This window comes from Micromonospora sp. URMC 103 (assembly GCF_051386435.1).
Lineage (GTDB): Bacteria > Actinomycetota > Actinomycetes > Mycobacteriales > Micromonosporaceae > Micromonospora.
The window spans coordinates 18,540-42,846 of record NZ_JBPQTR010000002.1 but is presented as its reverse complement, the minus strand read 5'-3'; the positions used below and the strand labels follow the sequence as shown (position 1 = coordinate 42,846).

The following is a 24,307-nucleotide window of genomic DNA, read 5'->3' as shown; positions in this document are numbered from 1 at the left end:
CGAGCCGCCTGACGGAATCGAACCGTCGACCTACGCATTACGAGCGTGTTGGATCGGACTGACCTTGTCTGAATGTCCCTGCTCAGGGGCTTGACCTGAGACGTATTCAGGGGCAGTCAGAGAAGGTCAGTACACCGTCCAGTACACATTTCCGAGACTACTCTCCGTGCCTTAGCTGGTCGAGCCGGTGCCGAAGCCGCGCGTGTCGTTGCCGTCGCGGCGGAAGTCGCGCAGCTCGATCACCTCGGCGGCCGGCTCGTCGCTGGCGGAGAAGCCCTCCCACCACGCGTCGCGGCGGTGCTTCTGGATGGCGTACCGGGTGAACAGGCAGGCGCTCGCGATGATGCCGATGACGCCCAGCCCGATATACACCGGGATGCGGTGGGCGGGGATGCCGGAGAAGACGAAGTGCCCGATGCCGGTGATGACCCAGGTCCCGATGGTGGCGCCAGCGGTGAGGCCGGCGGTGAGCAGCAGGCGCTTCGTCGGTGGTTTCGGTGCGGTGGTACTCACTCTGGTTTCAGCTCCGATCGTTGCTGGGACGGGTGATCGGAGGCGGCTCCCCCCACCTCCGTGCCGGGAGCCCGGGATGGTGGGCTTGCCGGCGCGTGCCCGCTGTGGTGCGGCGGGCTGGGGGGCGGCTATGCGGGTCCGGGCTCGGGGTGTTCCATGCGTCCGGCGGGCATGTGGCTGCGGGGCCGGAGCTGGTAGAGCCGGTGGAGGATCGGCCGGGAGTAGGCGGCGGCCACGGATTCGGCGACGAGCTGCTCGCCGGTGGGCGGTGGCGGTTTGACGTTGCCTGCGCCGGCTGTCTGCGGGTCGGGTGCGCCGGGTGTACCGGGGCAGGGCTTGCCGCGGGTACTCGCGGCGGTGGCCTTCTTGCGGTGGTGCTGCACTTCGAGCGGGATGGTGATGCGCTTCGGGTCGAGGTGGGCCGCGTCGAGCTCGTCGGCGCACAGCGGCACCTGGGCCGCCTGCTGCGGCTCGACCGGGCGGATGCCGTCCTCGCGCGGGGTGCCGGTGGCGGGGACGGGGCCGATGAGTACGGGCAGGTCGAGGGGCATCGTGGGCGTGGCCGGGAGGTCCGGCTCGTCGAGGGCGGGCGCCGCCGCCGGCTGGGGCTCGGGGGGCTCGGTGGTCTCGTAGAGGTCGGGCTGCGGCGCCGGGGTCTCGGGGACGGGGGTCACGATGACGGGCGGCGGGTTGACCACGACCGGGGGCGGGTTGACCACCACGGGCGGTGTGGTCGGCGGGGTGACGACCGGCGGGACGTCGGGCACCGGGTCGGTGGGCGTCTCCGGCTCGGTCTCGGCCGGCGGTTCCTCGGCGGGCTGCTCGTCGACCGGGCGTTCCGGGGCGACCTCGCCGCTGTCGTCGTCGGCCGGCTCCTGGGCGGGCTCGTCGTCCTGGCGGGGCGTCTCGCCGCGGGGCTCGTCGGCGTGCTCGGGTTCGTCGGCCGGCGCCTCGTTCTCCGGCTCGTGCTCGGTGGCGTCCTCGACGACCTCGTGGGCCCGGTCGGCCGCCTGCTCGGGCAGGTCCACCGCGCGTTCCACCAGACCCCCCGGCTGGTGGACTGCGGCGGGCGGCTTGTCGGCGGCGTGGGCGGCGGACTGCCAGGCGACGGCGCCAGCGACACCGGCGGCGGTGAACGCGCCGAGCAGCAGCGCCCGTTGGAGTGTGCGGTGGTGCATGGCGGTCACCTCCCCCCACGGTGGTGTCTGCCCGGGACTTACGTTGGTGTAGTTCCTACCAGCCATGATGGCCGACGGGAACGGTTGTTCGTGTGTGGTGCGTCGATGTGAAGGGACCCATCATGGTCCATTCGCGTGCAGCTTGCATCTAGCAGATTGCGGTTGGTGACCGTTCGTCGCGTCCGATCGATGACCGGGCGTCCGGTCCGCCCCTATCGGACGCGAACCTCTTTGCAGTATCTGAGGATCTTGGGTTACGGGCCGTGAGCGTCCCGAGTGGACGGGAGCCTGCTACTCGCCCTGCTGGCGACGCTGGGCGATGAGCCGGTCCACCGCATCGGCGGAAACCATCCGGTACCTGCCGCGTTCGGTGCGGTACCAGTCGATGCCTTCCTTGCCGAGCTTCCCGTCGGCTAGGAGGCGGCGGATGGTCTGGTCGCTGTCGCTGTAGCCGGCGGCGACGAGGCGGTCCCGGACCTGCTTGATGGTCAGGTATCCGCTCTCGGCCACGTCGTCTCCCAGGTCTGCCAGGTCTTGCAAGTTGACCAATGGTCGCATGGCAAGGCCCTGGGCGGGAGCAAGCGGTGGGCTCAACATGCGAAGTACTCTACCAACCTTTCCAACCTTTCCAAGATGTGTCATGCTGGCGGACATGCCGAGTTACCGATGCGACCTCTACGCCGCCGGCGCCCGCTTCCGGCGCACCGAGCGCTTCATCGCCCGCCACGAGGTCGAGGCGGTCGAGACCGCCCGGGGCCTGGTCGTGGCGCACGGCGTCGACTACGCCGTCGTGTACGTCGCGGACGGGGCCGGGCACGTTGAGCACATCGCGATGGTGGGGGCCGAGCGATGAACTGGCCCCGCATCCGCACGATCGCCTTCGGGATCCTCGCCGGCACGGTCGCCTCCGCTGGCACCCTCGCCGTCGCCGTAGCCGGGTTCGCGCTGTCCTACGACGCGATCCGCGCGGTCGGTATCGCCTCCCGCATCCGCACCGAGTGGGCGTGGCTGCTGCCGGTCTCCGTGGACGGGGCGATGGCCGTGGCGACGATCGCGGCGGTGGTGCTGCGCCGGATGACCGGCAGCACCGCCTGGTACCCGTGGGCGGTTGTGCTCGTCGGTGCCGGGATCTCGATCGCCTGCAACGGTCTCCACGCGATCCCGCCGGCTGGCGCCGCGTTGGTGATCGAGGAGAGTCAGGTGCGGTTCGCGGTGTCGGCGATCCCTGCGGTGATGCTGGCGCTGTCGGTTCACCTTTTGGTGACGCTCGTTGAGGCGGCCAGCGCGATGGGCGCGAAGCCGAACGCGGACGTGGACCAGGCGGAGCCGGTGCACACCGATCCGGAGCCGGTCGAGGTGGACCAGGAGCGGGTGGACCCGTGGCAGTGGTCCACTCCCACGCAGCCCGAGCCGGTCCACACCGACCCTCCCCCGGTCCACACGCCGCCGGTCCGCAAGCAGGCGAAGCGGTCCACCGCGGCCCGGTCCACCCGGTCCGCTGCGCAGAAGCAGCCGGCGCCGCGGGTGCTGGCGATGGTGGAGCAGTTGTGGGTGGACCACCCCGCTGACCAGCCCGGTCCGGTGTCTGTGAGCGCCGTCGTCAACCGGTACCGCTGGCGCAAGCAGGACGCGACGGAGGCGGTCCGTATCTACCGGGCCCAGCGCGACGCGCAGGGCGGTCCGGTGCACGTTCCCGATTCACCCGCAGACCTGGACCAGGTCCCGGTCTGACCCAAGCTGCGGGTCCCGGTCCCACCTCCTACAGCCGGGCCGGGACCCGCATCCAACCCCAACAGAGGAAGGAACACCCATCATGTCCGACACCCGGACGCACACCGACACCGAGGTCGACCTGACCCTCGACGAGCCCGACACCGTCTACGAGCGCAGCGGCTGGGGACGGCTCGTCAACGCCGCCTCCATGATCGCCGGCGCGTTCGCGCTGCTCGCGGTCTACGGCGAGTACATCAACCGCCAGCAGCTCTACTACGGCGCGCTCATCACCAGCGTGCTGCTCATGGCCGTGACCGTGTTCGCGCTCGCCATGGAGTACCGCCACGACAACCCGAAGCCCAACACCATCGACGACCAGGAGGCCTGACCGTGGGATCTGACGCCGACTTCTCCGTCCTCGGCGACATCGAGTTCGAGAACGCCGAAGCCCTATTCACGTGGTGTGAGCTGGGACGACGCGTCGCCTCCAACTCCGGCCTGATCGTCTTGCAGGGCGCCTACGACATCCACCAGGCGCTGGCGACCATCCCCTCGATGGATCGCCGGCCACCGAACGCCCGCGCCCGCCGTGTCGCCCGGCACGCCCGCCGCGCCGGGGAGCTGCTCCACGGGGCGCAGGCCAGCATCGCCCGCATCCCGCGGGCGTTCCTGTCCGAGTACCAGGACGTCATCGGCGCCAAGCGGCAGCGCAAGGTGTTCGACATGAAGGGACTCTGATCAGCGATGGCTAAGCGTGCGACCAGCGCGAACGCTGGCAAGGCCACGGGGAGCCGGGTGCAGAAGCACGGCGCGTCGCGGCTGCTCACCTACGCCCCGCCGTGGGTGGCGTGGATGCTCCTGCCGATGCTGTCCTCAATCGCCTACGTGGTGTGGGGCCGGAACCCGGTGGCCGCGCCGTGGATGAGCATGGCAGCGTTCGCGCTGGTCGCCGGCCTGGTCCCGTTCACGTGGCGGGTGCTGCGTCCCCGCGACGAGGTGCTCCGCTGGATGGGCACCGTCTCCGCGGGGCTGGGTGGGTTCTGGTTCATCGTCGGGATGCTCGTCGGCCCCCTGACCAGGGGTGTCATCGACGCGTGGGCGTTCGGCGGATTCGGGATCTGCGTGTTCTGGACGATCCGCCGCATGGTCGTCAACGGTGCCGCGGAGCAGCAGGGCGAGCCGCAGGAGTCGAAGCTCGACAAGGTGCTCGCCGGCGCCAAGGTGTACAAGCCGAAGGAAATCGAAGGCCGGGTCGTCGCCCAGGTCGAGGTCAACCGCGGTGAGCAGACCGTGAAGGACTTGCAGGGCGTTGCCGACAAGATGGCTGGCGCGCTGGGCGTCCGGCCGGGTGCGGTGCGCATCGCCGCCGACCCGCACGACGCCGGCCGCGCCGAGCTGGTCATCGTCCCCAACGACCCGTTGGAGCGCGGCGCGGTGTGGCCGGGCCCGTCGAACCCGGGCGGATCCATCCACGACCCGCTGCCCGCCGGCGTGTACGAGGACGGCGAGGTCGGCCATCTGTGGCTCACCGGTGACGACGCCGCCGGCCGCGCGTTGGCGCACTGGCTGGTGATGGGCATGACCCGGGCCGGGAAGTCGCAGGGCTGGACGATGCTGATGGCCGACGCCCTGACCAGGCGCGATGTGGTGGTGTGGGCGTCCGACCACGTGAAGGGCTCCCAGACGCTGCGGCCCATCGAGCCGGCCCTGGACTGGGTGGTGAAGACGCAGAAGGGCGGCAAGGAGATGATCGCCGCCACCCGCGATGTGGTGCGGGCCCGCGCCGACTACCTCGGGCAGAACGACTTCGACCAGTGGACCCCCGACTGCGGGCTGCCGCTGCTGGTCGTCTGGCTGGAAGAGGCCGTCGAGCTGGTGTCGGACTCCACGTCGTTCGTGCGGCTGGTGCAGCAGGCCGGCTCCACCGGCGTGGTCGTCGTCGTCTCTCTGCAGCGGGCATCCCACGACAACATCGACACGTCGGCCCGCGCCCAGCTCGCCGGCACGCTGTGCTTCGGGGTGCGGGACGGGCAGGACGCGTCGTTCGCCCTCGACGACGGGGTGCTCGACGCGGGCGCGGCCCCTGACCTGTGGCAGAACCGCATGCCCGGCTACTGCTACCTCGTGGCGCCGGGTGTTCCGGAGGACCGGTGGGCGGTGCCGATGCGCACGTTCCGGGCGAGCCGGGAGCAGGTCGCCGCCGCGGTGGCCGAGTGGGCGCACGTCCGCGCCGAGCTGGACCCGCTGTCACGCGACGCGGCCGGCGCCTCGTACGCCCGCCGGGAGGTGGTGCTGCCTGCAAACGACCTGGCCACGACCCGTTTGGAGGGCGAGTTGGTCGACGAGGACGACGATGGCAGCGACGATGGCATGGAGCCGATCCCGCCGACCCTGGAGCCCGACATGAACATCGACCCCGACCGGCCGATCGCGCCGCCGTCCGAGCAGGAGAACCTGACGTTCGGTGGCCAGAGCGGCGGGCCGAAGCTGTCCACCGACGAGGCCCGCTCGGTGGTGCAGCAGCACCTGCGCACCCTCGTTGAGCAGGGCGAAACGCACACCAAGCCGGCGGACGTGTGCGCCATGAAGCCGGCCACGACCCGCTCCCGGGAGTGGGTGCGGCAGGAGCTGAACCGGCTGTGTGAGCAGGCCGGCCCGGGTGAGATCGCGTTGGAGCGGGACGTCGCGGACATGCCTGGCGTGTTCCGCATCGTCGCCGCCGTGCACGCCGGGGTGTGATGACGCTGCGTGTGCTTGGAGGTTTGGCGCCAACCCGCGGGTTGGCGCCTTCCCCCTTTAAGGGCCCGGCTGCTGCAAGTCTCCAAGTTGGAGGTGTTTGGAGGCTCCTGGGAGACTGGTTGGCGGTTACGTTCGGTAGATCTTGGAGGGTGTGGTGAGCGGGTTCTTCTCGACCGCGCGGGATGCCGCCGCCGCGGAGTTCGGGCGCCGGAACTATCGGACGTTCGCGTTCCTGGCGTGGGCTCGCCGGCTGGCCCCGTTCCTGTCGTCGCTGGTGACGATTCTGGTGGTCGTGGCCGCGGCGGGTGGCTTGTCGGCGTCGCGGGAGTCGTGGCTGCCGTACATGCCGCAGATCGTGGTGGTGGCGTCGGTGGTGGCTGGGGTGTCGCTGCTGCTGGCGTTCACGGTGTGGGTGTGGCGGAACCGGTGGCGCTGGCAGCGCTGGTAGGCCAGGCCGTTTCGTCCGTTGATCCCCGTTGACCGTCCGGTTGGCGGGGATCACTCGTTGCTGCTGGTCGATAGCCTGCCGGGCATGACCCGCACCCGCCACCTGATCCTGCCCGCCGTCCTGCTCGCCGCCCTCGCCGGCTGCTCGAGCGGCGACCCGAAGCCGACGCCCGCCGCCGCCGCGAACAGCGCGCCCGCGACGCGTATCGTCAGCGGCACCCTCCAGCTTGAGGGCGCCGACAGCTTCGCCTTCGACGGCTCCACCTGCGCCGGAGCGGGCGGCTACGACGACATCCGTCCCGGCGCACAGGTCGTCATCACCGACAACGCCAGCGCCACGATCGCTCTGGGCAAGCTCGACAACGGCGTGATCGACGGGACGCTGCCGGGCAGGACTGCTGACCTGTGCAAGTTCACGTTCTCGATCTCGGGTGTGCCGACGGGGAAGGGCTACTACGGCGTGGAGGTGTCGCACCGCGGCCGTGTGCAGTACCCGGAGAAGGAACTGTTCGGGGCGCTGTCGCTGACGCTCGGCTGATGTGGGGAAAGCCGGCGGATGGTCACACTGCCGTGGTGACGATGAGCCCGCCGAACCTTGCGATCCCGGTCCACCTCAACGGGACCGCTACGCCCGTCGACCGGCCGGACCAGCACGGACGGCTGTACGCCCTGGACGTGCTGCGGTTCGGCGCCGCGTCGATGGTGGTCGCCTTCCACGTGGTACCGCAGGCCAGCCTCGTCTTCGGCGTCGACCCCGACGCCTACTTCGGCCACCTCGTGGCGCAGGGCAGCCGGTACGGGTGGATGGGCGTACCCCTCTTCTTCATGATCTCCGGGTTCGTGATCTGCATGAGTTCGTGGGGGCGCCCGCTCAGCGCCTTCGTGACGTCCCGTGCGGCGCGGCTCTACCCGGCGTACATCCTCGCTGTGCTGGTCGCGGCGCTGATCTCCACCGCTTCCCCCAACCCGTCATTCGGGCCGCCGTCACTGGTGCAGGTCGGCGTCAACCTCACCATGCTGCAAGGCCTCGCCGGCGTGCCAGACCTCGACACCGTCTACTGGACGCTGCTGGTGGAGGTGAAGTTCTACCTGCTGTTCGCCGCGCTGGTGTGGGCAGGTGTCACCTACCGGCGGGTGGTCGCGTTCAGCGGCCTGTGGCTGGTGGGTGGGCTGCTCGCCGAGGTGAGCGGCACGCGGCTGCTGGTGGAGCTGCTGGTGCCGCAGTGGGCGCCGTTCTTCGTCGCCGGGATCGTGCTGTACCTGATGCACCGGTTCGGGCCCACGCTGCTGCTGTGGCTGATGCTGGCGGGCAGCGTGGCGTTCTGCGCGCGGTCGGTGCAGCGGTGGACGGAGCGGGTGGCGGCGGCGGAGGGGCCCGTCGATCCGCGGGTCGCGCTGGCCGTGTTCGCCGTCTGCCTGCTCCTCATGCTGGCGGTCGCCCTGGGTTGGACTCGCGGCGTGCGGTGGCGTGGCCTGACCACCGTCGGCGCCCTGACGTACCCGCTGTACCTGCTGCACTTCCACGTCGCGTTCCTCGCCCTGCGGCACGGCCACGGGTGGCTGCCTGACTGGCTGCTCCTGACCGTGGTGCTGGCCGGGGTGGTGGCGCTGGCGTACGCGGTGCATCGGCTGGTGGAGCGGCCCGGGTCGCGGCTGCTGCGGCGCGGCCTGCAACGCAGCTTCGACCAGATGCGGACCCGCTGAACCCTGGACACGAGGAAAACGGCCCCCCGCCCGAAGGCAGGGGGCCGTTCCGTGTAGCGGACGGTCAGCGGTCGATGCGGACCTCGGTGTCCGTGGCGTTGGGCACGACGTACACGCCGAGCGCGCCGAGGACGGCGAGGGCGACGGTGATGCCCTCGGTGGCGGTGAGGACGTCGTCGCCCATGGCGACGGTGAGGGCGGTGCCGCCGGCGACGACGCTGGCGACGATGGTCTTGGCGTACTTGGCGACGCGCATGGGACTACTCCTAGGGTGAGGTTGTGTCTGGGTTTCCGCAGCTCCGCGAGGCGGGCTGGCTGTACGGCGACGACCCGTACCTGCCGCTGGCCTTAGTGCGCCTGTTCGAGTACAAGGACGGGTCGGGGCGCTGGGAGGTCCGGTTGAGCGTGAACAACCCGCAGGAGGGCGAGGAGCCGTTGCAGGTCGCGGAGCATCCGAACGAAGAGTCGGCGCGTGCAGAGCTGGCGCGGCTGTACGCGCAGGGGAACTGGCGGATCCGACAGCCGGACGCCTACTAGCCGACCTGGCGGCCGTTGACGCCGGGCGACTGAGGCCGGCCGACGAGGCGGCGCAGCGCCGGGATGTCCGGCTCCGGCCGCCACACCTCCGCCGCGACGGAGATGAGCGTGTCCGTGAGTTTCGCTGTCGCCTCCGTGGCCATCCGCAGTTGGATGTGCAGCTCGTCGAGCTGCGTGCGGAGCCGGCCCACGTCGGCGTCGGCCTCTTCCTTGATCCGCTCCGCGCGGTCCCGGGACTCCTGGGCCTCCCGGCGGGCGGCCTGCTCGCTCTCCCGTAGCTGCTCGTTCCACTTCAGCATCGAGTCACGCCGCGACGCCCGCCCGGCCACCCGGTTGGTGATGACGGTGGCGATGATCGCCGCGAGCCCCGAGGCTATGGCTGCCCAGATGGCGGGGTCCACGCCCTCTCCTTCCACCCGGGGTGGGGTTCTGGCCAGGACGCGATGATGCCAACGAAGCCAGCGAAGGCGGTCCAGATGACGGCGTTGATGAACCACACCTCCACGTCGCCGAGGAGTCCGGAGGCCAGCGACAGGGACGCCCACAGCACCTTGATGCCGATCGCGGAGGCGAAGGCGATGGAGTCGCGGCGCTGGCTCGCCTGGGACAGGCAGACGAGGCCGACGCCGCCCCACAGCGCCCCCCACACCCACAGGGGGAGGATGCCAGCGAGGAACGACAGCCAGGCGCCGTTCTGGTCATCGTGGGAGGGGAAGAGCAGCCGGTAGCAGTACACGAAGTCGACGAAGGCGAGGAAGAGCAGCGCCGATCCGCGGTGGCCGACTCGCCTCCGCAGGCCGGCCGCTGCCCAGCCCATCAGCTCGACGCGGCTGGGTCGGCGGCCTGGGCGAACCGCTCGCTGACGCGGCGGAGGAACTCGTCGGCGGCCAGGTCCCCGTTCTGCGCCTGCCGGACCAGCTCGGCCAGCTCGGCGTCGCGGGCGGCCTCGGCTTCGGCGCGCTGCCGGTCCTCGGCGGCGGCCTGGTCGACGCGCGCGCGAATGTCCGCGAGGGTCTTCTGGTCGACGCCGGACGCCTTGGCCAGCTCGGTGACGGATGCCTCAACGCGGGCGAGGCCGGCGGTCACCGTGGGCTGGAACTTCGTCTCGTCGCGGATGCGCCACTCGGTGGGCGACAGCACCGTGCCGGTGGCCGTCTTGCGCATCCCGGAGAAGTACAGGCGTAGCTGCTCCCGCACCTCGAACAGCGCTGCGCGCTCGTCTGCCTGCATGTCGTCCTCTCCCAACTGCTCGATCTCGCGCCACGGCGAGCTGTCGTTGTCGTAGTCCGGGTGCCCTGAGAAGTGGGCGTGCTTGTCGTGCGGGTTGCTGCCGGTGTACGAGGCCTGCCGCCACCCGTTGGACGCGGCCCAGATCCGCCGGTTGTAGATGACGTAGATCAGTCGTTTGCGCAGGTTGGGGGTCTTCACCACCGTCTGCACGACGTCTTCCATCGACACGTCCGGGAGCCGCAGGTCCCGGTCGACGTCGCCGGCGCGGACCTCTTGGACCTTGTCGGAGTCTGAGCGCTCGGCTCGCACCCCGGCCATGTCGTCGGGGTTGTGACCGGACGTTCCCTGCTGGTGCGCCAGGTCGCCGACGGTGCCGTCGCTGGCCTTGTCCCGGTTCGGCGCCAGCCGGTTCACGGACGCGAACAGCGCCTTGATGTTCGGTGCGACCACCCAGGCCATGGCTCACCTCCTACGGCAGGACCAGCACGGACACGTTGGTGTGGATGTTGTTCGCGCGGATGTTCGCTGGCCCCTGCCCACGCAGTTTGAACGTGTGGTTTCCCGCCGCGATCAGCACCGCCGGGAACGCGTTCGCCACCGTGCAGCGGGCACCGGTCGGCAACGTCGCCGGGTTCCACACCGCGTTCGCCGGCTGATCCACCCCATCGATAGACACCAGCACGAACGCGTTGCCCGCACCAGCAGAGGTGAGCTGGAGATCCGCCGCGAACGACACGAACGCGACCGCACCCGCCCGCGGGCTGTTGATCGTCACCTCCGCGCCAGGCAGGTCAGTGATAGACGCGGTCATGGCGACGGCGGTGGGAAGTTCACCACGCCCGTAGCGGGGCTGCTTGTCGGCGAGGAGTTCCTCGACGTCGTCGGCGAGATTTTCGAGGCCACCGGCGATGTCCGGCGGGTCCATGGGCTCCAGAAAGCGGAACCCGTACACGGACGTAGTACCCGGCATATCGATCCTCCGGTCAAGGGTGGTGTGGCGTCAGGTCAGAACGGCATAACCGTCAGGACGCGGGTGTGCACCCGCGGATCCCCCGCGGCCCCGTTCGTCTTCGCCGACTGCAACTCGAACGTCCAAATGCCCGGGGTCAGCCCAGTGACAAGCTCCGCCGAGCTGGCAGCGGTGTTCAAGGTGCCGCCGAGCGTCCCCGACGAGACCGTCAGCAGATTCCGGGACGTCAGGTAACAGCGCTCGGTGATCGTCGCCCCGTTGGGGCCGCCTCCGAACACGGCCAGCGCAACGCCCTCACCAACATCCAGGTCCATCGCCGACGCGGCGGTCAGGTAGACCCGGCCGGTCCGCAGCACCTGCGTGGTGACAGTAGGGCCGCCGTTCAGGGTGTACCCGGCGCTCGTGACGGCGGCGCTGGCGACCACGGTGGCAGCGGCCAGACCGGTGCCGAGGGTCATCGCCGCCGCCGCGGTGCCGGGAATGGTGAGCCGGCCCAGGATGCACCACGAACTGGCGGCGCCGCCGGTGGTGAGGATGCCCACCACATCGCCCGGGGCCAGCAGCAGGGACTCGCTGGTGTTCAGGATCGACAGGTTCTGGATCGGCTTCCCGTCGACCTCGACGGTGTTCTCCGCCGTGGCCGGGTTCCATTCGAGGATCGTGCCCTGCCGGTAGCCGACCCCCGGCCCCGGCTGACCGCCGAACAGCGGCGTCAGGTCGTCCGAGCTGTACGACATCACGCGCCCCCGATCAGCACTGTCGCCTGCTCACGGGTCGACGCTGTCAACGCGCCCTCCACCGTCAACGGCACCGTCAACCGGTCGATCACATGCGTCTCCGACCGGCCCGGATACTTGACGAGCACCGTGTCGCCCGGCTCCAACGCCGGGTTCGGCACCGCCGTGAAATCCACCGCGTACGGCAGGCCAATCTCCTCGAGCAGCATGTTCTTGGCCGCCTCCCACGCCTGCGTGTAGGTCGTGATGAACGGGCTGGAGAAGAAGCGGGGCACCTTCCCGAACGGGCCACCCCAGTACGTCGGCGACAGGTTGCCCACATCGACCGCCACCGCGCGCACCGGTTTCGCCGTGTCCGCGCCCTCACCGGTCGCGATCACCGCGTTGTAGACGCCCTCACGGGTCAACCGCCGGCTGAGCGTCACCAGCACACCACCAGCACCATGGTTGACCGCCCACACCGGCTGCGACGGCGACGGCGGCGTCCGCACCACCAGCACCCCACGGTGGTCCCACCACCACGTCTTCCCCACGGCGGTGACCAGCTCGTCGCACACCTTGTACCGGTCGTCCTCGGCGATGATCTGCCGGCCGATCGCCGCATCCCGCACCGCCGGCTCGTCCCACTCGATCGTCGCCCACGGGTAAATCTCCGTGACCAGCGCCGCCAGCATCGCCCCCCGGCTCATCGCCGCCGGGAAGGCCTGCGCCCCCGGCAGCCGGCCGTCCACGATCCCCGACATCCGGTCCTGCGCGGAGATGCGGATAGGTCCGTCGGGCACCTGGTCCTGCTCCACGGTGTAGATCCGGTGGTAGCCGAGGCTCACCCACTCGGTGGTGCCGTTGCCGTAGCGGATGCCCCGCCGCACGAACACCTCGTTGCCGTACGGCGCGAGAATGTCCGCCGCTCGCGTCGGCCACGCGCTGTGCCCGTCGGTAGTCAGCTCCAGCGTGGAGCGGATCGGAGCCGACCCGTTCAGGTCGACATCCCCGTCCAGGATCGGAATGACCGTGCCGGTGGGCTGCACACCCGTCTGCCCCGGCGCCACCACGACGGCTTCGAACACCGCCCGATGGGAGCCGCGCACGGTGCGCAGGAAGGCGTCGCTGACCGGCCTCACCGCAACCCCCTAGCCGACGATCACATCAGTCGGGTCACCGATCAGCTCCAACAGGCTGAGGCAGGTCGAGTGCGCGTCGAGCACCGCCTGGCAGGTCGCGTAGGTGTTCAACACCGTCTGGCACGTCCCGGCGGCGCCAACCACGTCCGGGCCCGGCGCGGCCACCTCCACACACGGCAGCTCGAACACCCGGCGAACCGACAGGCGGCCCGTCCGACGCTGCCGACTGTCGCCCACCGCCACATACCCGCCCGGCACATCGCAGTCGGCGGGAACGTGCACCAGCAGGATGTCCCCGGAGGCCAGCAGCAGGTCCACGTCGGCGGCCTCGTCGGAGTTGTGAGCGAGCGCTTCCAACGTCCACCGACGCGACCCGCGGACGTCTGTCACCGCCACCGGAAACGACCGGCCGGACACCTCGAACACGCCGGAGCGGGTGGGCCGCTCCACGTCCGAGTAGTCGACGAGCGTCACCTGCCTGTTCAGGAACGGCCGCGCAATGGACTTGAGCCACACCCCGCCGATGACCGGCACGATCGACCCGCTGTAATGCGGCACCACCCGGTAGTGGTTCGCGACGTCGGGTGCAAACTCATAGTCGTCGACCCGCACCTCACCACCCGACGGCACCAGCCCGCCCGCGCCGCGCACCGTCTCCCACCGCACCTCGTCCGTGGACCGCTCCACGTTGATGCTGGGCGTCGCAGTGAACCCGTCGTACATCACGTCGTACGGCAGCGTGTTCGTGTTCCCAGGCGGAAACAGGGTGCTCACACCCACGTCGCCGGTGGTGTGCGTCGCGTCCGTCGCCGTGATCTGCCAGCCGGCCGGCTCCGGCGCGTCGTCACGCCACACCTTCCCCCGCAGCACCGTGCCCGCCACATTGAACCGCAGGTGAAGCGACATGCCCGCCGTGTGCGTGACCCCAGCAGCCACCGCCGCCAGCGGCGTCTCCGTCCCCGCGACGAGCCGAATCAACTGAAGGTCGATCGCCCCGCCCACCAGCACGTGCACCCGCAGCCCGTAGAAGCTCGACGGGCCGACGATGCGGGCGCTCACCTCCGACCGGATGTAGTTCCCGGCCGGCGCCGTATCCAGCCGCAACAGCGTGGTCACGTCCACGTCCGCCATCGACAGGCCGCTGGTGCGGGACCGGAACCGCGTGTTCAGGGCGTTCACCCGGTGGACCGCGATCCCACCCGTGACAAGGAACTGGCTGGTGGCGGCCCCGTCCACGGTCCACGGCGGCCCCCACCCGCCCGTCGCGGGGGTGCTGAACGTGTCGGTGAACGGGTCCGACAGGCCCGACAGGGTGAGCCGCACCCGCGACAACACCGGGTCGTAGTAGATCGGCCCCGACGGGGACGACGGCGCCGGACCACTGCCCGCGGGCACCGGCATGACTACACCGCCCTCTCGTACAGCAGCTCCACCCCGAGCACCCGCATCGACCCAGTGCATGTGTCGGCGGCGTCCCCGCCGAGGCGTTGCAACAGCACCGCCACCCAGCGGGCGCCTGGCACGACGTTCACCGTCGTGGTGACGGTGGTCGTGGTGGTGCGGTTCGCGGTGGCCGGCACCGTCACCGTCGCAGGGAAGTCCGTCTGACCCACCGTGATGTCGTCCCCGGAAGGCGACAGCGCACGCACCCCAACGAGGTAGCGGATCGCACCGACGGCGACATCGCAGTACCAGAGCAACCGGATGCGGACGGGCCGGTTGTTGGCCGCGTCTGGGGGGATCGGCACGGTGCCGTACAGCACGTTCGACGTCGACCCGTCGGGGTGCCGCCAGATCGGCCGGTTAACGGAAGACTCCAGAATCACGGCGGTGCCACCGCCGGACACGGCGGCGTTCAGGATGGCCGGCACCAGCGGGATCGACCCGAGCCCGTACACCGACCCGACCCGGTCGTCGAGCAGCAGCTTCGCCGGCCGGTTCACCGCCACGTTCCGCAGCCGCAGCGAGTTGACGCCCAACCCCGACGCGGCATGCACAAACGCGCTGGTCGGGTCGCCGTTCATGCTGACATTGGACAGCAGCATGTCACCGGCCTGGACGTCCACGAAGTACGGCACCACCGCGAAGTCCGCCTCGACCCCTGCCGACTCCCGGCTACCCGAAAGCTGGCAGTTGACGATCCCGTTCGGCCTCGACGGCACGACCGTCCCCGACTGCACCACATGCGTGCCCGTCGCCCCAGGCCCGAGGTGCAGGAACCCGCCGGTGATCTGCACCGTGCCCGCGTTGAGCAGGTTCACCAGCGGGAAGTTGCCGCTGTCGCGTTCGAGCTTCGGCGAGGACACCAGCACGGCGATGCCCTCGACGTGCAGGTCCGTGCCGCCGTTCGCCTCCCACTCACAGTCCGTCAACCTGACGGTGTTGTTGTCCGCCACCAACTGGCACGCAGGGCTGGCCGTGCCGGACCCGCCGTCGTTGAAGACGACCTTGTCCAGCCACGAGTTCCACCACTGCACCGCCCGCAGCAACGTCGCCGGCGCATCCGAGATCCGCACGTTCCGGATCAGCGACGTGTTGACCTGCTCCAGCTTCACGACCGTGCCCGCCAGCCCACCACCGTTGATGGACATGTCGGTGATCTCGACGTGGATCCGCTGGTTACCGGCGTTCCCCACACCCACACCGGAGATGACCGGCGCCGTGCTACCGAACCCCCGCTTCAGGGTGGTGCCCTTCGCCCCGCCGATGTGCTCGATGCCCTCACCGCGCAGCGCGATCGGCGTGTCGATCGGCAGCGTGATCGTGCCGCCGACCAGGTAGGTGCCGCGGCCCAGGCGGACCTCACCGCCGCCCACCGCCGCAGCGGCGTTCACCGCTGCCTGGATCGCCGCGGTGTCGTCGGTGGCGCCGTCGCCCTTCGCCCCGTACGCGGCGGCCATGAACACCTGGCGGGTCAGGTCCAACCTGCGGTTGTTGTCCGCGTCGATCGGCCACACCGGGCCGTCCGCGCCGACCTTCACCCACAGCCGATCCACGCCCTCGGGGAACCAGAACCGCTCCAACTGCCCGTGCGCGTCCGTCGTGACCTGTGACCCGAGAGCCACCCCACCCGGCGTCTCCGACCCGTCGTAGTCACGGATGTCCGCCAGCACCGTCGCACCCTCGTTGGCGTACACGACGGCGGTCGCGTTCGCCGCCGGCGAGCCGTCCTCGAGATACGCGAGCCGTGACCCCGCGTCCGGGCCGAGAAGCCGAGCCACCTACTGCCTCCCCGCCCCGGCGCTCACGCGCCGCTTCAACCGCCGATTGCTGGCGTCGATCTCGGCATGGACCACCCGGACGACCTCGTCGCCGATGTAGATCGGGATCTCGACCGGGATGACAGTGCCGCCGGCCGGCCCGTCGTGGCCACCCCACGACACCTGACCGCCCAGCCAGTCCCGCACCACCGTCTCCGCGATCGACCGCGACCGGCCCAGATCACCCTTGCGGGGGATGAACGCCTCCCCGCCGGTTTCCCGCTCCCCGTACAGCACCGTCGGGGCGCTCGCGAAGTGCGCACCAATCTGCCCACCGCGGGCCATGTGGTAGTCGATCCCGCCCCATCGGCGTAGCTGCGTACCCTGCCCGATGATCCGGTGATCGCCCTGCGCCGTCACCCGCACCGTGTAGTTGATGACCGTGCCGTTGGCCCGCCTGACCTTCTTCGTGAACGTATCCAACTGCGCGTTCGCCCTGGCCGTGTTCACGTTGACGGGGATGTTGACGCCCTTCGGCATCGTCAGCAGCCGATCCGCCAGCTCCTGCGCCTTCTGCCGCGAGTAGCCGGCCTTCTCCGCCATCTTGACCAGGGCGTCCCGGTTCGTGGCGTACGCAGCCGCGGCCTTCCCCGCCCCGATACCCGACCGCTCCCCGGCCGCCGTCTCCTGGTTGAACGCGTCAGCCATATTCAGCAGCGACGTCATGTTCGCGTCGGCGCGCTGCTTGTTGGTCATCTTCTCCTTGCTGTTCTCCTTGATCGCCTCCGCCGCCTGACGGACGGCGTCCCGCGACGCGATCTCCGCCCGAGCCAAGGAGATGTTGGAGTTGACCAGCTCGTCGGCCTTCTGCTTCGCGTTCGTCAGCCCCGTCGCCGCGGCGTTCGCGTCGTCGGCGAGCTTCTGGAAACCGCCCGCCAGGTTCATCGAGCTGGACTTAGCCCCCTCCTGAGAGGCGATCATCTCGTTGAGCAGCTTCTTCCCGCCGGGGATCTTGTCGACGAAGAACTCGAACGCCTCCGCCAGGAAGTTCAGCGCCTGACCCACACCGAGGATCGTGAGCTTCACCAGCTCCAACGTGCCCTTCACGACCAGAGCCATCGACGCGCCGTTGTCCGACAGGTCAGAGAACATCTTGCCGATCGCGGCGCCGATCCCCTCCAGACCCTTACCGAGCTGGGTAATGATCGGGCCGGCCTTCGTGACCGCCTTCGTGATCCCATCCAGCGCCAGGTTCGCGGCGCGGCCCAGCGACCGGGTCAACGGGGCCAGCCACGGCGCGCTGACGTCGAAGATCCGCTTCAGGTTGGGGACCATCTGCCGGAACGCCTTCTGCGCCTCCTTCGTCGCCTCCAGCGTCGCCGGGATGAACCGCCTCGCGGCCGACTGAAGCTGCGTACCGATGTCCTCCTTGAGGTTCTCGAAGGCCTTCGCGACGCGGGCGTCCTTCGAGGCGATCAGCACACCGCCGACGATCCCGCCGAGACCAGCCCCGCCGACCATCGCGGCGGCCACCAGCGGCGCCGCAGCGGTCGCAGCCGCCCCCAGAACCGCCGTCACCGCGAGAGCGACCTGCGGGCCGGCCGCGCTCACCGCCTTCGCCAGGCCACCACCGATCGACCCGCCGATGTCGGCCAGCTTCCCAACTCCCTTGGAGATGCCACGGACGAACTTCTTGCCCGCACCGTCACCCGAGTTGGCCCACCGGTTCGTGGCAGAGCCGAGCTTCTGGAAGCCGCGGCCCCACTGGGCGACGCCCTTGTTGAGCTGCCCAACGAGCTTGTTGGAACTCTCGCCGACCTTCTTGAGGTTCTTCTCGACACCCTTCGCGCCGGGACCCGTCTTGTCCCGGAGGTTGACATCGATCTCGACGTCTCTATCGGCCACGGCGGATCACCTCCAGCGCCTCGTCAACCGCCTTCAGGCAGGCGTCCCGCCACTGATCCACCTCAACCGCCGGCTTCGTGAAAAACCCCGGCTCCACCTGCTGCACATGCCACTGGCCCGGACCGCGGCGACCCCACGACGGGTGCCGCACCTTCCCCGCGTCCAGCCGCCGCAAATCCGCCTTGCCCTTCCCCGACTTCCGGGTGCCGCGCAGCTTCACCCCGGCGCCGCGACCGGCGAGGCTGACCTTCGCCGACACCCGCGTCTTCGACGCCCACACGTTCAGGCCGCCGCCCTTAGGCAGGGTGTCCAGCGCCCGCCGACGGATTGCCTTCCGCACGCCGGGGACCGGTTCGCGGATCCGCTTCCGCAGCGCCCGCGTGACCTCCTTGCGCTGCTCGAACCGCCGCAGGTCACGGACCAGGTCGTCGATGGAACCCACCGGTCACCCCCTGGCCGCCCGCCGCCGGGCCACCGCCTCTTCCTCGAGCAGGTCCACCAGCGTGGCGATGTCCCGCGGGTGCCAGTTCTCCAGGCCCGCCGGCCCCGTCAGCGGCTGGCCCGTGATCCGCGCGATCGCGACGAGCTGCCCTCGGACGGAGCCGGCGGGCCAGGGTCCTCGGCATCAGCCGGCACGGCCGACTCTTCGTCGGGCATGTCGACGACCTCGACGCACTGGGCGTCGAAATCCGACCACTTCAACTTCGTCTCACCGCGCCGGGACAGCGCCGACCAGGCCATGAACCGGTAGGCCGTCGCGAACCGCGACGACAGCTCGGTGGCCGAACATCCGAAGTCCTGGATCTCGAACTTCGCCACGTCGCGCTGGTCGGCCACCACGTCAAACGTGGTGCCGTCCTCCATCTCCGCGCGCAACTCAAACAGCGTCGCCATCAGGCGCTCGTCCCCCAGACCGGCTCGCCGACGACCGGCATCTCCAACTCCTGCTGAAGCCAGTCACCCTGCGTGCCACCGAACGGCGGGGCCATCGCCACCACCGTGAACGTGGCAGTCGCCTGGGCACTGCCAGCCCGCGGCTGCAACGTCACCTCAATCTGCGTGCCGCTCGCGTCGCGCAACGCCTTCGCCAGACCACCCGCGATGTTGATCTGAAGGCCGGAAATCGCGAATGTCCACGTCGGGGTGTCGACGTCCTGCACGGTGCCGTCCGGCACCAGCGTCCGCAGGGTTTGCACAGGCTGGTCCGGCACCAGCTCGGCGCGGGTGAGCTGGTTGGCGTACTCCACCTCGTCGATGGTGACGATGGCGTTCTTGTAGACGTGGGCGCCGGTCGGGGCAGGCATCATTCACTCCTTACGGTGAACTGGAGGGCGTATCGGTACTGCGCGGTCTGGTCCGCGTCCCCGTCGGGGATCGTGACGGCCTCGATGCGGTCCACGTAGCCGACCGGCTCCAGCGCATCGACGATGTCTTCGGTGTGGGCGTCCACCCACTCAGAGGCTTTCTGCGGGCCCTGCGGCAGCCACACCAGCACCCGCCACGTCGCCTCGAACGACCGGCCCGGCCCGCGTTCCATCACCCCGAGCAGCGGCCATGCGTCCCCCATGCGGGGCTTCAGCGGCCGGTACTGGTAGCCGGTGACGTCGGGGGCGTTCGACAGGGCAGCGGCGAGGGTGGCGCGGTCACCAGCGAGATCCATGCGTCCTCCCCACGGTCACGGCAGCCACCCGCCCTGCTGGTACGGCTTGAGCAGCTCCCGGATCCGGTTGGGGACGAAGAACCCCAGCCGCACCTCACCCGGGATGCCTTCCTCTGGGGCGTCGGTGTCGAACGGGCTGTAGTCCCCGCCCAACTGGGGGCGGAAATTCACCTGCGTCAGCTCCTGCGCGGCCAGCCTGACGGCCACCGGGGTCGTCTGCCGGCCGGCCTGGTAGGTGACCGTCACCGACCCGCGGCCACCGAGCCAGAAGCCTGTGCCGCGGTAGAGGATCCCCGCGTCCAGCGACGCCGTGTAGTCCGCCGTTGTGAGCGTGGTTCCGTCCTCCACCACCGAGGTGACCGACAGGATCGGCGGCTTCCGCAGGATGATCGCGTTCCGGCCGCCGTCGTGCGTCTCCACCACCGCGCGGGGGGTGACCGGGCCGACGATGTCCTCGACGACCTCGGTCACAGCCCCGATGTAAACGAGCAGCTCGTCGTCCTGCGACGTGTCATCCAGGGGGATGTTGAGCTGCTTCTTGACCTCGTCGAGAGTGACGATGTCAGCCATGCCCGACCCCCTGGACTGCTCGGATGCGAATCAGTTGCTGGTCTTGTCGCCGGCAGCCCGGCGGGTCTTGTCAGCCGCCGTACGGGTCTTCGACGGCGCCTTGTCGCCCGTCTCGTCCGGCTCCGGCTTCGCGGCCGGCTCGTCGACCGGCTGTGCGTCCGGGTACGCCTTCGCGTCCTCGGCGGTGAGCTTCAGCACGGTGTCGTAACCGTTCTGGTTGACCTTGTACTTGCGGACCTCGCCCACGGTGGTTCCCTTCCGGATCGGTACGTCGACAGGCGTGGAGGTGGAGCCGGCCTGCCCGCAAACGGCATGCGGGGCGCCGCACAGCGGGCAGGCCGGGCCTGTGATGGGCTGCATCAGGGGGCGATGACGCCGGCCTGCCGCAGCTCGGCGAGCAGCGCGTTGAGCTTCGTCTTCAGCTCGTTGACGAGCGTCTGCTCGGCGGTCGTGTAGGCGGCGCCGGCGTTCGCCGCCGCCACGTTCGCGACCGCGTCGCCCTGCGTGCCGGAGCGCATCTGTCCCTGCGCGGGGTCGAGGTAGGCCATGGCTCAGCCCGCCGCCATGTCGATCTCGACGAACGCGGACGGCTGGAGCACCCCGAACGCGGCCCGCATCTCGGCCAGGATCGCCACCATGTTGCGGATGAAGAAGTTCGCGTGCGAGTTGCTGACCGTGATGCTGGCCTGCTGCCGGTCCCACAGGACCGCCTTACGCCAGTCACCGACGTACGCGGTGCCCGCCGGCACGGCCTCCGACTCGACGACCGGCAGACCCCACAGGGTCGGCTGACCGAGCCGCTGCGGCCCACCGAAGTAGTAGCGGGCCTCGTTGTCCTGGAGCAGGTCGATGGCCTCCCAGTCGGCCGGGTTCATCACGTACGCCGTCGGCGTCGACCGGCCCACCGTGCGCACCAGCGTCCGCGCCTTACGGGTCGTGGTGAGCACGTCCGTGGTGAACGCCTGCGACTGCGTGCCCGACACGTTCGCGATGCCGGTGAAGTTCTCACCCGAGCCGGAGCCGTTGACCATCTGGTCTTCCAGCTCCTCCTCGAGCCCGTACCGCAGGAACTGGTCGATGAGGGTGCGGATCTGCCCGGCGTCCGCCAGCGCCCGGGTGGTGGCCGGCAGCCAGTGCGCGATGGTGCGCACCGTCTCCGTCACCTTCGCCAGCGCCATCGCCGACTCGGGCTTCACGCCGTTCGCGGCGTTCATGCTGCCCGGGTCCGCGGTGGTCGTGGACTCGGCGACCGGGGAAGCGTTGTTGGTGGTCGAAGTGACCCGCACGTACTCGACCGTGTCGGAGGTGGTGGTGCCGTTCGTGACCAGCGAACGGATGGTCAGCGGACGCTGGAACAGGTCCAGGCCCACCGCCAGGCCGCGGTAGTCGTTCTGCACCAGCGCGCCACCCGAGGTGTCGCTGGTGCCGGTGATGAGGGTCTTCGCGCCGAACGGCGCCGAGTTGACCACGGCCCGCTCGGGGATGCGGCCGGACGGGTACTGCTTGAGCAGGTCGCCGAGCTGCCGGGACTTCGCGAACGCCTCACCGATGGTCTCGCCCTTGCGGGGGGTCCACAGGGCGGAGCCGTCGCCGCCGGCGTCGCCGCGGTCCTTGCCGCCGTCGGGCAGCAGCGCGAGGCCGTCGCCGAGGTCGCCGATCTGCGAGAACAGGTCGTTGTCGGCCTTCGCCTGGTCGATGCGGGCCTTGATGTCGGCGGCGTCCTTGACGGCGGTCTGGATCTTCTCCCGCTCGTCGGCGGTCAGGTCGCGGCCCTCGGACTCCGCCTTCGCGGCGATGTCCCGGGCCGGGGTCAGGGTGTCGGCCAGCTCCTTCTGGAGCCGGCTCAGGGTGGCCGTTGCCATGGTTGGGTTTCCTCCGGTGTCAGATGTCGAGGTCGTACGCGAGCGCGTCGACCTGGAGCGACAGCAGGACATCGGCGGGGCTCAGGGTGGGCTCGTCGTCGGCGGCCGGGGCCAGCGGGGCTGGCGTGGGCTCACCGGCGGCGTCAGCCGGCACTGGCTTGGCCTGTTTGGCGCTGTCGTGCCCGCATGTCGGGCAGGGCCCGGCCTTCGCTCCCACCAGATCGGTGGCGGCGTTCATGCCGAGCAGGGTGGGGCCGACCTCGAACAGGTCAAGGTCCCGCAGCTCGTACACGTCGCGACCGTCGCGCTCACCGAGCGCACCGTCGCGGATGTCGTAGCTGAAACTGAACTGCTTCACCCGGCGGCCCTTCAGCAGCCGGTGAACCTTCGCGGCCCGCGGTTCGTCGAGGTCAAGCTGACCGCGCACCCACAGGCCGCCGTTGTCGCGGAGCTTCTCCGGCAGCCGCTCATCCCCGGCGAGGAGTTCCTCCGCCTCCACGACCACACCGATGTGCGACTCGGGGTCGCCGATCTGGTGTGACCAGATCACCGGGATGGGGTCGCCGGCGGCCTTCCACTCCGCGAGGGAGCGGGAGAACGCGCCGGGCAGGACGACGTCGCCGCCGTGGTCGACGTTGCCGAACACGGACACGATCGCCTCGAACTGGCCCGGCTGGAGCCCGTCCTGCTCGCCGGCCGCCTTAACGTGGGCGGGGAACGCCTTAGTCAGCATCTGGCCCCTCCTCAACGGTGGGTGGTCCTGCGGGCAGCGCCGGCTGCTCCGGCTCCGGTTCGGGTTCTCCGATGGACACGTTCAGCGGCACGATCAGCTCGTCGCCGCCGTCGATGCGGGGCAGGTTCGACATGCCGCGCGCCTCGTTGCGGGTCATGTACGGCCCGCCGACGGCCATCTGCAACTGCTGGGCCTGCTCGTCGAAGGAGCCCTGCAACTTCTCGGCGATGTTGAACTCGACGTACACCCGCCGACTGTTGGGCAGGTCCGGGATCAACTGGAGTCCGATGTCCTGCTCGATCTCCGCGCACAACGGCCCCAGGGTGTCCTGGTAGAGCTGCTTGTGCTGCTCGCGGATGTTAGAGAACGTCGCGTGGTCGAGGATCCCCACCAGCGGCGGCGCGATGTGGTACTCGGCGGCCACCTCTTCGCGGGTCAGCTTCCGCGACTCCACGTACTGCGCCTCCTGCGGGTTGATGCCGGCCCGCACGAAGTCCATGCCGTCCTCGAGGATCGGCGTTCCGCCGGACTGAGGGCCGTCACCGCTGTACTGCGACTGCCACCCCGCCCGGAACCTCTCCCGGGCGTTGGGCGACCATTCGGGGGCCTCCAGGGGCCGCTTCAGGTAGCCGGACACCCGGGCGCCGTTCGACCACATCTGCTCCCGCCAGCGGGCCGCCGCGAACTCCTCAGCGAGCACCTGCCGCAACGCCTCGATCGGCGAGCAGCCCCGCCGCCCGTCATCCGGGTTGTAGCCGCGGAAGTGCACCACCTGGTCGGGGGTTAGGTCGAGGTGCCCGTTGGTGCCGTGCAGCCGGTAGCCGGTCGCATCCGTCCAGTCCGGGCCGAGCACCTCCATCCGCCACGGCGGCACCCGCCGGAGCGCGATCGGAGGGCCAGGCTCGCCGTCCTCGTCAGGCTCACCGCGCAGCTTCACCCAGTAGGCGTCGTCGTAGATCGCCTTGTCGGAGACGAGGGCGTTGATCAGCCGGTAGGTGGAGGTGCGCGGGTTCGGCTCTGCCAGCAGCCTGGCCACCGGATGGTCGGTCAGCCGACGGCGGTCGTTGTCTGCCATCCGCCGGAACGTGTGCAGGCCGAGCTGCGCCACGTTGCGGGCCAGGAACGACACCACGGTGCGCACAGCGGGCTGGGTGCGGTAGATGGCGGCGTAGGTGGCGTTGTAGTTCGCCGTCACCTGCGCCGTGTAGCCCGGCCAGGTGGACAGCGAGCCGGCCGGCGGCTCCAGCGAGCGCAGGCGGCCGGCGGACACGACGAACGCCATCAGCCCACCACCTGCATGAAGTCGATCCGATGCCGCGGAATCACCACGGTCCCGTCGACCGCGGCCGGCTCGCCCGGGCCCCGGTGCAACTGCGCGCCACTCAGGCGCACCTGCCACGGCCACGACAGGCGACGCTCGCCGGTGATAGTGGTACGGCCGTCGACCAGATTGACGATGACGGTCCGCCGACGCACGGTCAGCACAGC

At 70.1% G+C, this 24,307-nt stretch carries 33 protein-coding genes; 9 read left to right on the top strand and 24 right to left on the bottom strand.

Features of this window, described 5'->3' with window-relative positions:
* Positions 1-171: 171 nt before the first annotated feature.
* The 3 genes from ACSNOA_RS00355 to ACSNOA_RS00345 all read right to left on the bottom strand — a co-directional run bounded on the left by ACSNOA_RS00355 (position 172) and on the right by ACSNOA_RS00345 (position 2,201).
* Positions 172-513 carry a hypothetical protein gene (locus ACSNOA_RS00355; protein ID WP_436655038.1) on the bottom strand — a complete coding sequence of 114 codons (342 nt, stop codon included), beginning with the start codon at positions 511-513 and terminating at the stop codon, positions 172-174.
* Between the two features lie 128 nt (positions 514-641).
* Complete coding sequence (locus ACSNOA_RS00350) at positions 642-1,691, bottom strand: hypothetical protein (RefSeq protein ID WP_436655036.1); 1,050 nt, start codon at positions 1,689-1,691, stop codon at positions 642-644.
* Between the two features lie 291 nt (positions 1,692-1,982).
* A complete protein-coding gene (locus ACSNOA_RS00345) occupies positions 1,983-2,201 on the bottom strand; it encodes a hypothetical protein (protein WP_436655034.1) in 219 nt (72 codons plus the stop codon).
* 142 nt (positions 2,202-2,343) lie between these two features.
* Here ACSNOA_RS00345 and ACSNOA_RS00340 point away from each other — a divergent pair, with 142 nt between their 5' ends.
* From ACSNOA_RS00340 to ACSNOA_RS00305, 8 genes are all read left to right on the top strand, one after another.
* Positions 2,344-2,544: a hypothetical protein gene (locus ACSNOA_RS00340; RefSeq protein WP_436655032.1), complete on the top strand. Its 201-nt coding sequence runs from the start codon at positions 2,344-2,346 to the stop codon at positions 2,542-2,544.
* Positions 2,541-3,422: a DUF2637 domain-containing protein gene (locus ACSNOA_RS00335; protein ID WP_436655030.1), complete on the top strand. Its 882-nt coding sequence runs from the start codon at positions 2,541-2,543 to the stop codon at positions 3,420-3,422. Before ACSNOA_RS00340 ends, ACSNOA_RS00335 begins: the two co-directional genes overlap by 4 nt.
* A gap of 82 nt (positions 3,423-3,504) precedes the next feature.
* Positions 3,505-3,792, top strand: coding sequence for a hypothetical protein (locus ACSNOA_RS00330; protein ID WP_436655028.1), 288 nt, complete (start codon positions 3,505-3,507; stop codon positions 3,790-3,792).
* A gap of 2 nt (positions 3,793-3,794) precedes the next feature.
* Complete coding sequence (locus tag ACSNOA_RS00325) at positions 3,795-4,142, top strand: hypothetical protein (RefSeq protein WP_436655026.1); 348 nt, start codon at positions 3,795-3,797, stop codon at positions 4,140-4,142.
* 6 nt (positions 4,143-4,148) lie between these two features.
* A complete protein-coding gene (locus ACSNOA_RS00320; RefSeq protein WP_436655024.1) occupies positions 4,149-6,143 on the top strand; it encodes a hypothetical protein in 1,995 nt (664 codons plus the stop codon).
* Between the two features lie 154 nt (positions 6,144-6,297).
* Complete coding sequence (locus ACSNOA_RS00315; RefSeq protein ID WP_436655022.1) at positions 6,298-6,591, top strand: hypothetical protein; 294 nt, start codon at positions 6,298-6,300, stop codon at positions 6,589-6,591.
* 84 nt (positions 6,592-6,675) lie between these two features.
* Positions 6,676-7,128 (top strand): hypothetical protein, encoded by a 453-nt coding sequence (locus ACSNOA_RS00310; protein ID WP_436655020.1) that lies wholly within the window; start codon positions 6,676-6,678, stop codon positions 7,126-7,128.
* 41 nt (positions 7,129-7,169) lie between these two features.
* Entirely contained in the window at positions 7,170-8,294 is a 1,125-nt protein-coding gene (locus ACSNOA_RS00305) for an acyltransferase family protein (protein ID WP_436655040.1), read from the top strand.
* 64 nt (positions 8,295-8,358) lie between these two features.
* Here ACSNOA_RS00305 and ACSNOA_RS00300 read toward each other — a convergent pair whose 3' ends face one another.
* Positions 8,359-8,550 (bottom strand): hypothetical protein, encoded by a 192-nt coding sequence (locus ACSNOA_RS00300; protein ID WP_436655018.1) that lies wholly within the window; start codon positions 8,548-8,550, stop codon positions 8,359-8,361.
* A 23-nt stretch (positions 8,551-8,573) separates the two neighbouring features.
* Between ACSNOA_RS00300 and ACSNOA_RS00295 the strand changes: the two genes are divergently transcribed.
* Positions 8,574-8,831 carry a hypothetical protein gene (locus tag ACSNOA_RS00295; RefSeq protein WP_436655016.1) on the top strand — a complete coding sequence of 86 codons (258 nt, stop codon included), beginning with the start codon at positions 8,574-8,576 and terminating at the stop codon, positions 8,829-8,831.
* Here the strand turns inward: ACSNOA_RS00295 and ACSNOA_RS00290 are convergent.
* The 20 genes from ACSNOA_RS00290 to ACSNOA_RS00195 form a co-directional block, all read right to left on the bottom strand.
* Complete coding sequence (locus ACSNOA_RS00290; RefSeq protein ID WP_436655014.1) at positions 8,828-9,232, bottom strand: hypothetical protein; 405 nt, start codon at positions 9,230-9,232, stop codon at positions 8,828-8,830. The two genes, ACSNOA_RS00295 and ACSNOA_RS00290, sit on opposite strands and share 4 nt — an antisense overlap.
* The gene (locus ACSNOA_RS00285) at positions 9,205-9,648 is read right to left on the bottom strand and encodes a hypothetical protein (protein ID WP_436655013.1); all 444 of its coding nucleotides are present in this window, start codon (positions 9,646-9,648) and stop codon (positions 9,205-9,207) included. Before ACSNOA_RS00285 ends, ACSNOA_RS00290 begins: the two co-directional genes overlap by 28 nt.
* Positions 9,648-10,520, bottom strand: a complete 873-nt coding sequence (locus tag ACSNOA_RS00280; protein ID WP_436655011.1) for a hypothetical protein — start codon at positions 10,518-10,520, stop codon at positions 9,648-9,650. The genes ACSNOA_RS00285 and ACSNOA_RS00280 overlap by 1 nt, the downstream gene beginning before the upstream one ends.
* Before the next feature lie 10 nt (positions 10,521-10,530).
* Complete coding sequence (locus tag ACSNOA_RS00275; RefSeq protein ID WP_436655009.1) at positions 10,531-11,013, bottom strand: hypothetical protein; 483 nt, start codon at positions 11,011-11,013, stop codon at positions 10,531-10,533.
* A gap of 53 nt (positions 11,014-11,066) precedes the next feature.
* Positions 11,067-11,768, bottom strand: coding sequence for a hypothetical protein (locus tag ACSNOA_RS00270; protein ID WP_436655007.1), 702 nt, complete (start codon positions 11,766-11,768; stop codon positions 11,067-11,069).
* A complete protein-coding gene (locus ACSNOA_RS00265) occupies positions 11,768-12,889 on the bottom strand; it encodes a DUF5047 domain-containing protein (protein WP_436655005.1) in 1,122 nt (373 codons plus the stop codon). The genes ACSNOA_RS00270 and ACSNOA_RS00265 overlap by 1 nt, the downstream gene beginning before the upstream one ends.
* A gap of 9 nt (positions 12,890-12,898) precedes the next feature.
* Positions 12,899-14,290 (bottom strand): hypothetical protein, encoded by a 1,392-nt coding sequence (locus ACSNOA_RS00260; RefSeq protein WP_436655003.1) that lies wholly within the window; start codon positions 14,288-14,290, stop codon positions 12,899-12,901.
* A 2-nt stretch (positions 14,291-14,292) separates the two neighbouring features.
* Entirely contained in the window at positions 14,293-16,110 is a 1,818-nt protein-coding gene (locus ACSNOA_RS00255; RefSeq protein WP_436655002.1) for a glycosyl hydrolase family 28-related protein, read from the bottom strand.
* On the bottom strand, positions 16,111-17,994 hold the full coding sequence (locus tag ACSNOA_RS00250; protein ID WP_436655000.1) for a hypothetical protein: 1,884 nt from the start codon (positions 17,992-17,994) through the stop codon (positions 16,111-16,113).
* Positions 17,984-18,436, bottom strand: a complete 453-nt coding sequence (locus ACSNOA_RS00245; RefSeq protein ID WP_436654998.1) for a hypothetical protein — start codon at positions 18,434-18,436, stop codon at positions 17,984-17,986. Before ACSNOA_RS00245 ends, ACSNOA_RS00250 begins: the two co-directional genes overlap by 11 nt.
* A 107-nt stretch (positions 18,437-18,543) precedes the next feature.
* On the bottom strand, positions 18,544-18,858 hold the full coding sequence (locus tag ACSNOA_RS00240; protein WP_436654996.1) for a hypothetical protein: 315 nt from the start codon (positions 18,856-18,858) through the stop codon (positions 18,544-18,546).
* Positions 18,859-18,887: 29 nt separating this feature from the next.
* Complete coding sequence (locus ACSNOA_RS00235; RefSeq protein WP_436654994.1) at positions 18,888-19,298, bottom strand: hypothetical protein; 411 nt, start codon at positions 19,296-19,298, stop codon at positions 18,888-18,890.
* Complete coding sequence (locus ACSNOA_RS00230; protein WP_436654992.1) at positions 19,298-19,654, bottom strand: hypothetical protein; 357 nt, start codon at positions 19,652-19,654, stop codon at positions 19,298-19,300. The genes ACSNOA_RS00235 and ACSNOA_RS00230 overlap by 1 nt, the downstream gene beginning before the upstream one ends.
* Positions 19,655-19,669: 15 nt before the next feature.
* Entirely contained in the window at positions 19,670-20,224 is a 555-nt protein-coding gene (locus tag ACSNOA_RS00225) for a phage head-tail connector protein (protein WP_436654990.1), read from the bottom strand.
* 30 nt (positions 20,225-20,254) lie between these two features.
* Positions 20,255-20,470: a hypothetical protein gene (locus ACSNOA_RS00220; RefSeq protein WP_436654988.1), complete on the bottom strand. Its 216-nt coding sequence runs from the start codon at positions 20,468-20,470 to the stop codon at positions 20,255-20,257.
* A 113-nt stretch (positions 20,471-20,583) separates the two neighbouring features.
* Entirely contained in the window at positions 20,584-20,772 is a 189-nt protein-coding gene (locus ACSNOA_RS00215; RefSeq protein WP_436654986.1) for a hypothetical protein, read from the bottom strand.
* 3 nt (positions 20,773-20,775) lie between these two features.
* Positions 20,776-22,086, bottom strand: a complete 1,311-nt coding sequence (locus tag ACSNOA_RS00210; protein WP_436654984.1) for a phage major capsid protein — start codon at positions 22,084-22,086, stop codon at positions 20,776-20,778.
* A gap of 19 nt (positions 22,087-22,105) precedes the next feature.
* A complete protein-coding gene (locus tag ACSNOA_RS00205; protein ID WP_436654983.1) occupies positions 22,106-22,819 on the bottom strand; it encodes an HK97 family phage prohead protease in 714 nt (237 codons plus the stop codon).
* The gene (locus ACSNOA_RS00200; protein ID WP_436654981.1) at positions 22,809-24,101 is read right to left on the bottom strand and encodes a phage portal protein; all 1,293 of its coding nucleotides are present in this window, start codon (positions 24,099-24,101) and stop codon (positions 22,809-22,811) included. Before ACSNOA_RS00200 ends, ACSNOA_RS00205 begins: the two co-directional genes overlap by 11 nt.
* A complete protein-coding gene (locus ACSNOA_RS00195) occupies positions 24,101-24,304 on the bottom strand; it encodes a hypothetical protein (protein WP_436654979.1) in 204 nt (67 codons plus the stop codon). The genes ACSNOA_RS00200 and ACSNOA_RS00195 overlap by 1 nt, the downstream gene beginning before the upstream one ends.
* Positions 24,305-24,307: the final 3 nt, after the last annotated feature.

Excerpts from the sequence above, each read along its gene's own strand:
- ACSNOA_RS00200 (WP_436654981.1), bottom strand. The coding sequence starts at position 24,101 with ATGGCGTTCGTCGTGTCCGCCGGCCGCCTGCGCTCGCTGGAGCCGCCG.
- ACSNOA_RS00225 (WP_436654990.1), bottom strand. The coding sequence starts at position 20,224 with ATGGCTGACATCGTCACTCTCGACGAGGTCAAGAAGCAGCTCAACATC.
- ACSNOA_RS00330 (WP_436655028.1), top strand. The coding sequence starts at position 3,505 with ATGTCCGACACCCGGACGCACACCGACACCGAGGTCGACCTGACCCTC.
- ACSNOA_RS00235 (WP_436654994.1), bottom strand. The coding sequence starts at position 19,298 with ATGCCTGCCCCGACCGGCGCCCACGTCTACAAGAACGCCATCGTCACC.
- ACSNOA_RS00335 (WP_436655030.1), top strand. The coding sequence starts at position 2,541 with ATGAACTGGCCCCGCATCCGCACGATCGCCTTCGGGATCCTCGCCGGC.
- ACSNOA_RS00280 (WP_436655011.1), bottom strand. The coding sequence starts at position 10,520 with ATGGCCTGGGTGGTCGCACCGAACATCAAGGCGCTGTTCGCGTCCGTG.
- ACSNOA_RS00340 (WP_436655032.1), top strand. The coding sequence starts at position 2,344 with ATGCCGAGTTACCGATGCGACCTCTACGCCGCCGGCGCCCGCTTCCGG.
- ACSNOA_RS00210 (WP_436654984.1), bottom strand. The coding sequence starts at position 22,086 with ATGGCAACGGCCACCCTGAGCCGGCTCCAGAAGGAGCTGGCCGACACC.
- ACSNOA_RS00240 (WP_436654996.1), bottom strand. The coding sequence starts at position 18,858 with ATGGAGGACGGCACCACGTTTGACGTGGTGGCCGACCAGCGCGACGTG.
- ACSNOA_RS00230 (WP_436654992.1), bottom strand. The coding sequence starts at position 19,654 with ATGGATCTCGCTGGTGACCGCGCCACCCTCGCCGCTGCCCTGTCGAAC.
- ACSNOA_RS00260 (WP_436655003.1), bottom strand. The coding sequence starts at position 14,290 with ATGCCGGTGCCCGCGGGCAGTGGTCCGGCGCCGTCGTCCCCGTCGGGG.
- ACSNOA_RS00285 (WP_436655013.1), bottom strand. The coding sequence starts at position 9,648 with ATGGGCTGGGCAGCGGCCGGCCTGCGGAGGCGAGTCGGCCACCGCGGA.
- ACSNOA_RS00320 (WP_436655024.1), top strand. The coding sequence starts at position 4,149 with ATGGCTAAGCGTGCGACCAGCGCGAACGCTGGCAAGGCCACGGGGAGC.
- ACSNOA_RS00305 (WP_436655040.1), top strand. The coding sequence starts at position 7,170 with ATGAGCCCGCCGAACCTTGCGATCCCGGTCCACCTCAACGGGACCGCT.
- ACSNOA_RS00310 (WP_436655020.1), top strand. The coding sequence starts at position 6,676 with ATGACCCGCACCCGCCACCTGATCCTGCCCGCCGTCCTGCTCGCCGCC.
- ACSNOA_RS00270 (WP_436655007.1), bottom strand. The coding sequence starts at position 11,768 with ATGTCGTACAGCTCGGACGACCTGACGCCGCTGTTCGGCGGTCAGCCG.
- ACSNOA_RS00300 (WP_436655018.1), bottom strand. The coding sequence starts at position 8,550 with ATGCGCGTCGCCAAGTACGCCAAGACCATCGTCGCCAGCGTCGTCGCC.
- ACSNOA_RS00215 (WP_436654986.1), bottom strand. The coding sequence starts at position 20,772 with ATGGCCTACCTCGACCCCGCGCAGGGACAGATGCGCTCCGGCACGCAG.
- ACSNOA_RS00205 (WP_436654983.1), bottom strand. The coding sequence starts at position 22,819 with ATGCTGACTAAGGCGTTCCCCGCCCACGTTAAGGCGGCCGGCGAGCAG.
- ACSNOA_RS00350 (WP_436655036.1), bottom strand. The coding sequence starts at position 1,691 with ATGCACCACCGCACACTCCAACGGGCGCTGCTGCTCGGCGCGTTCACC.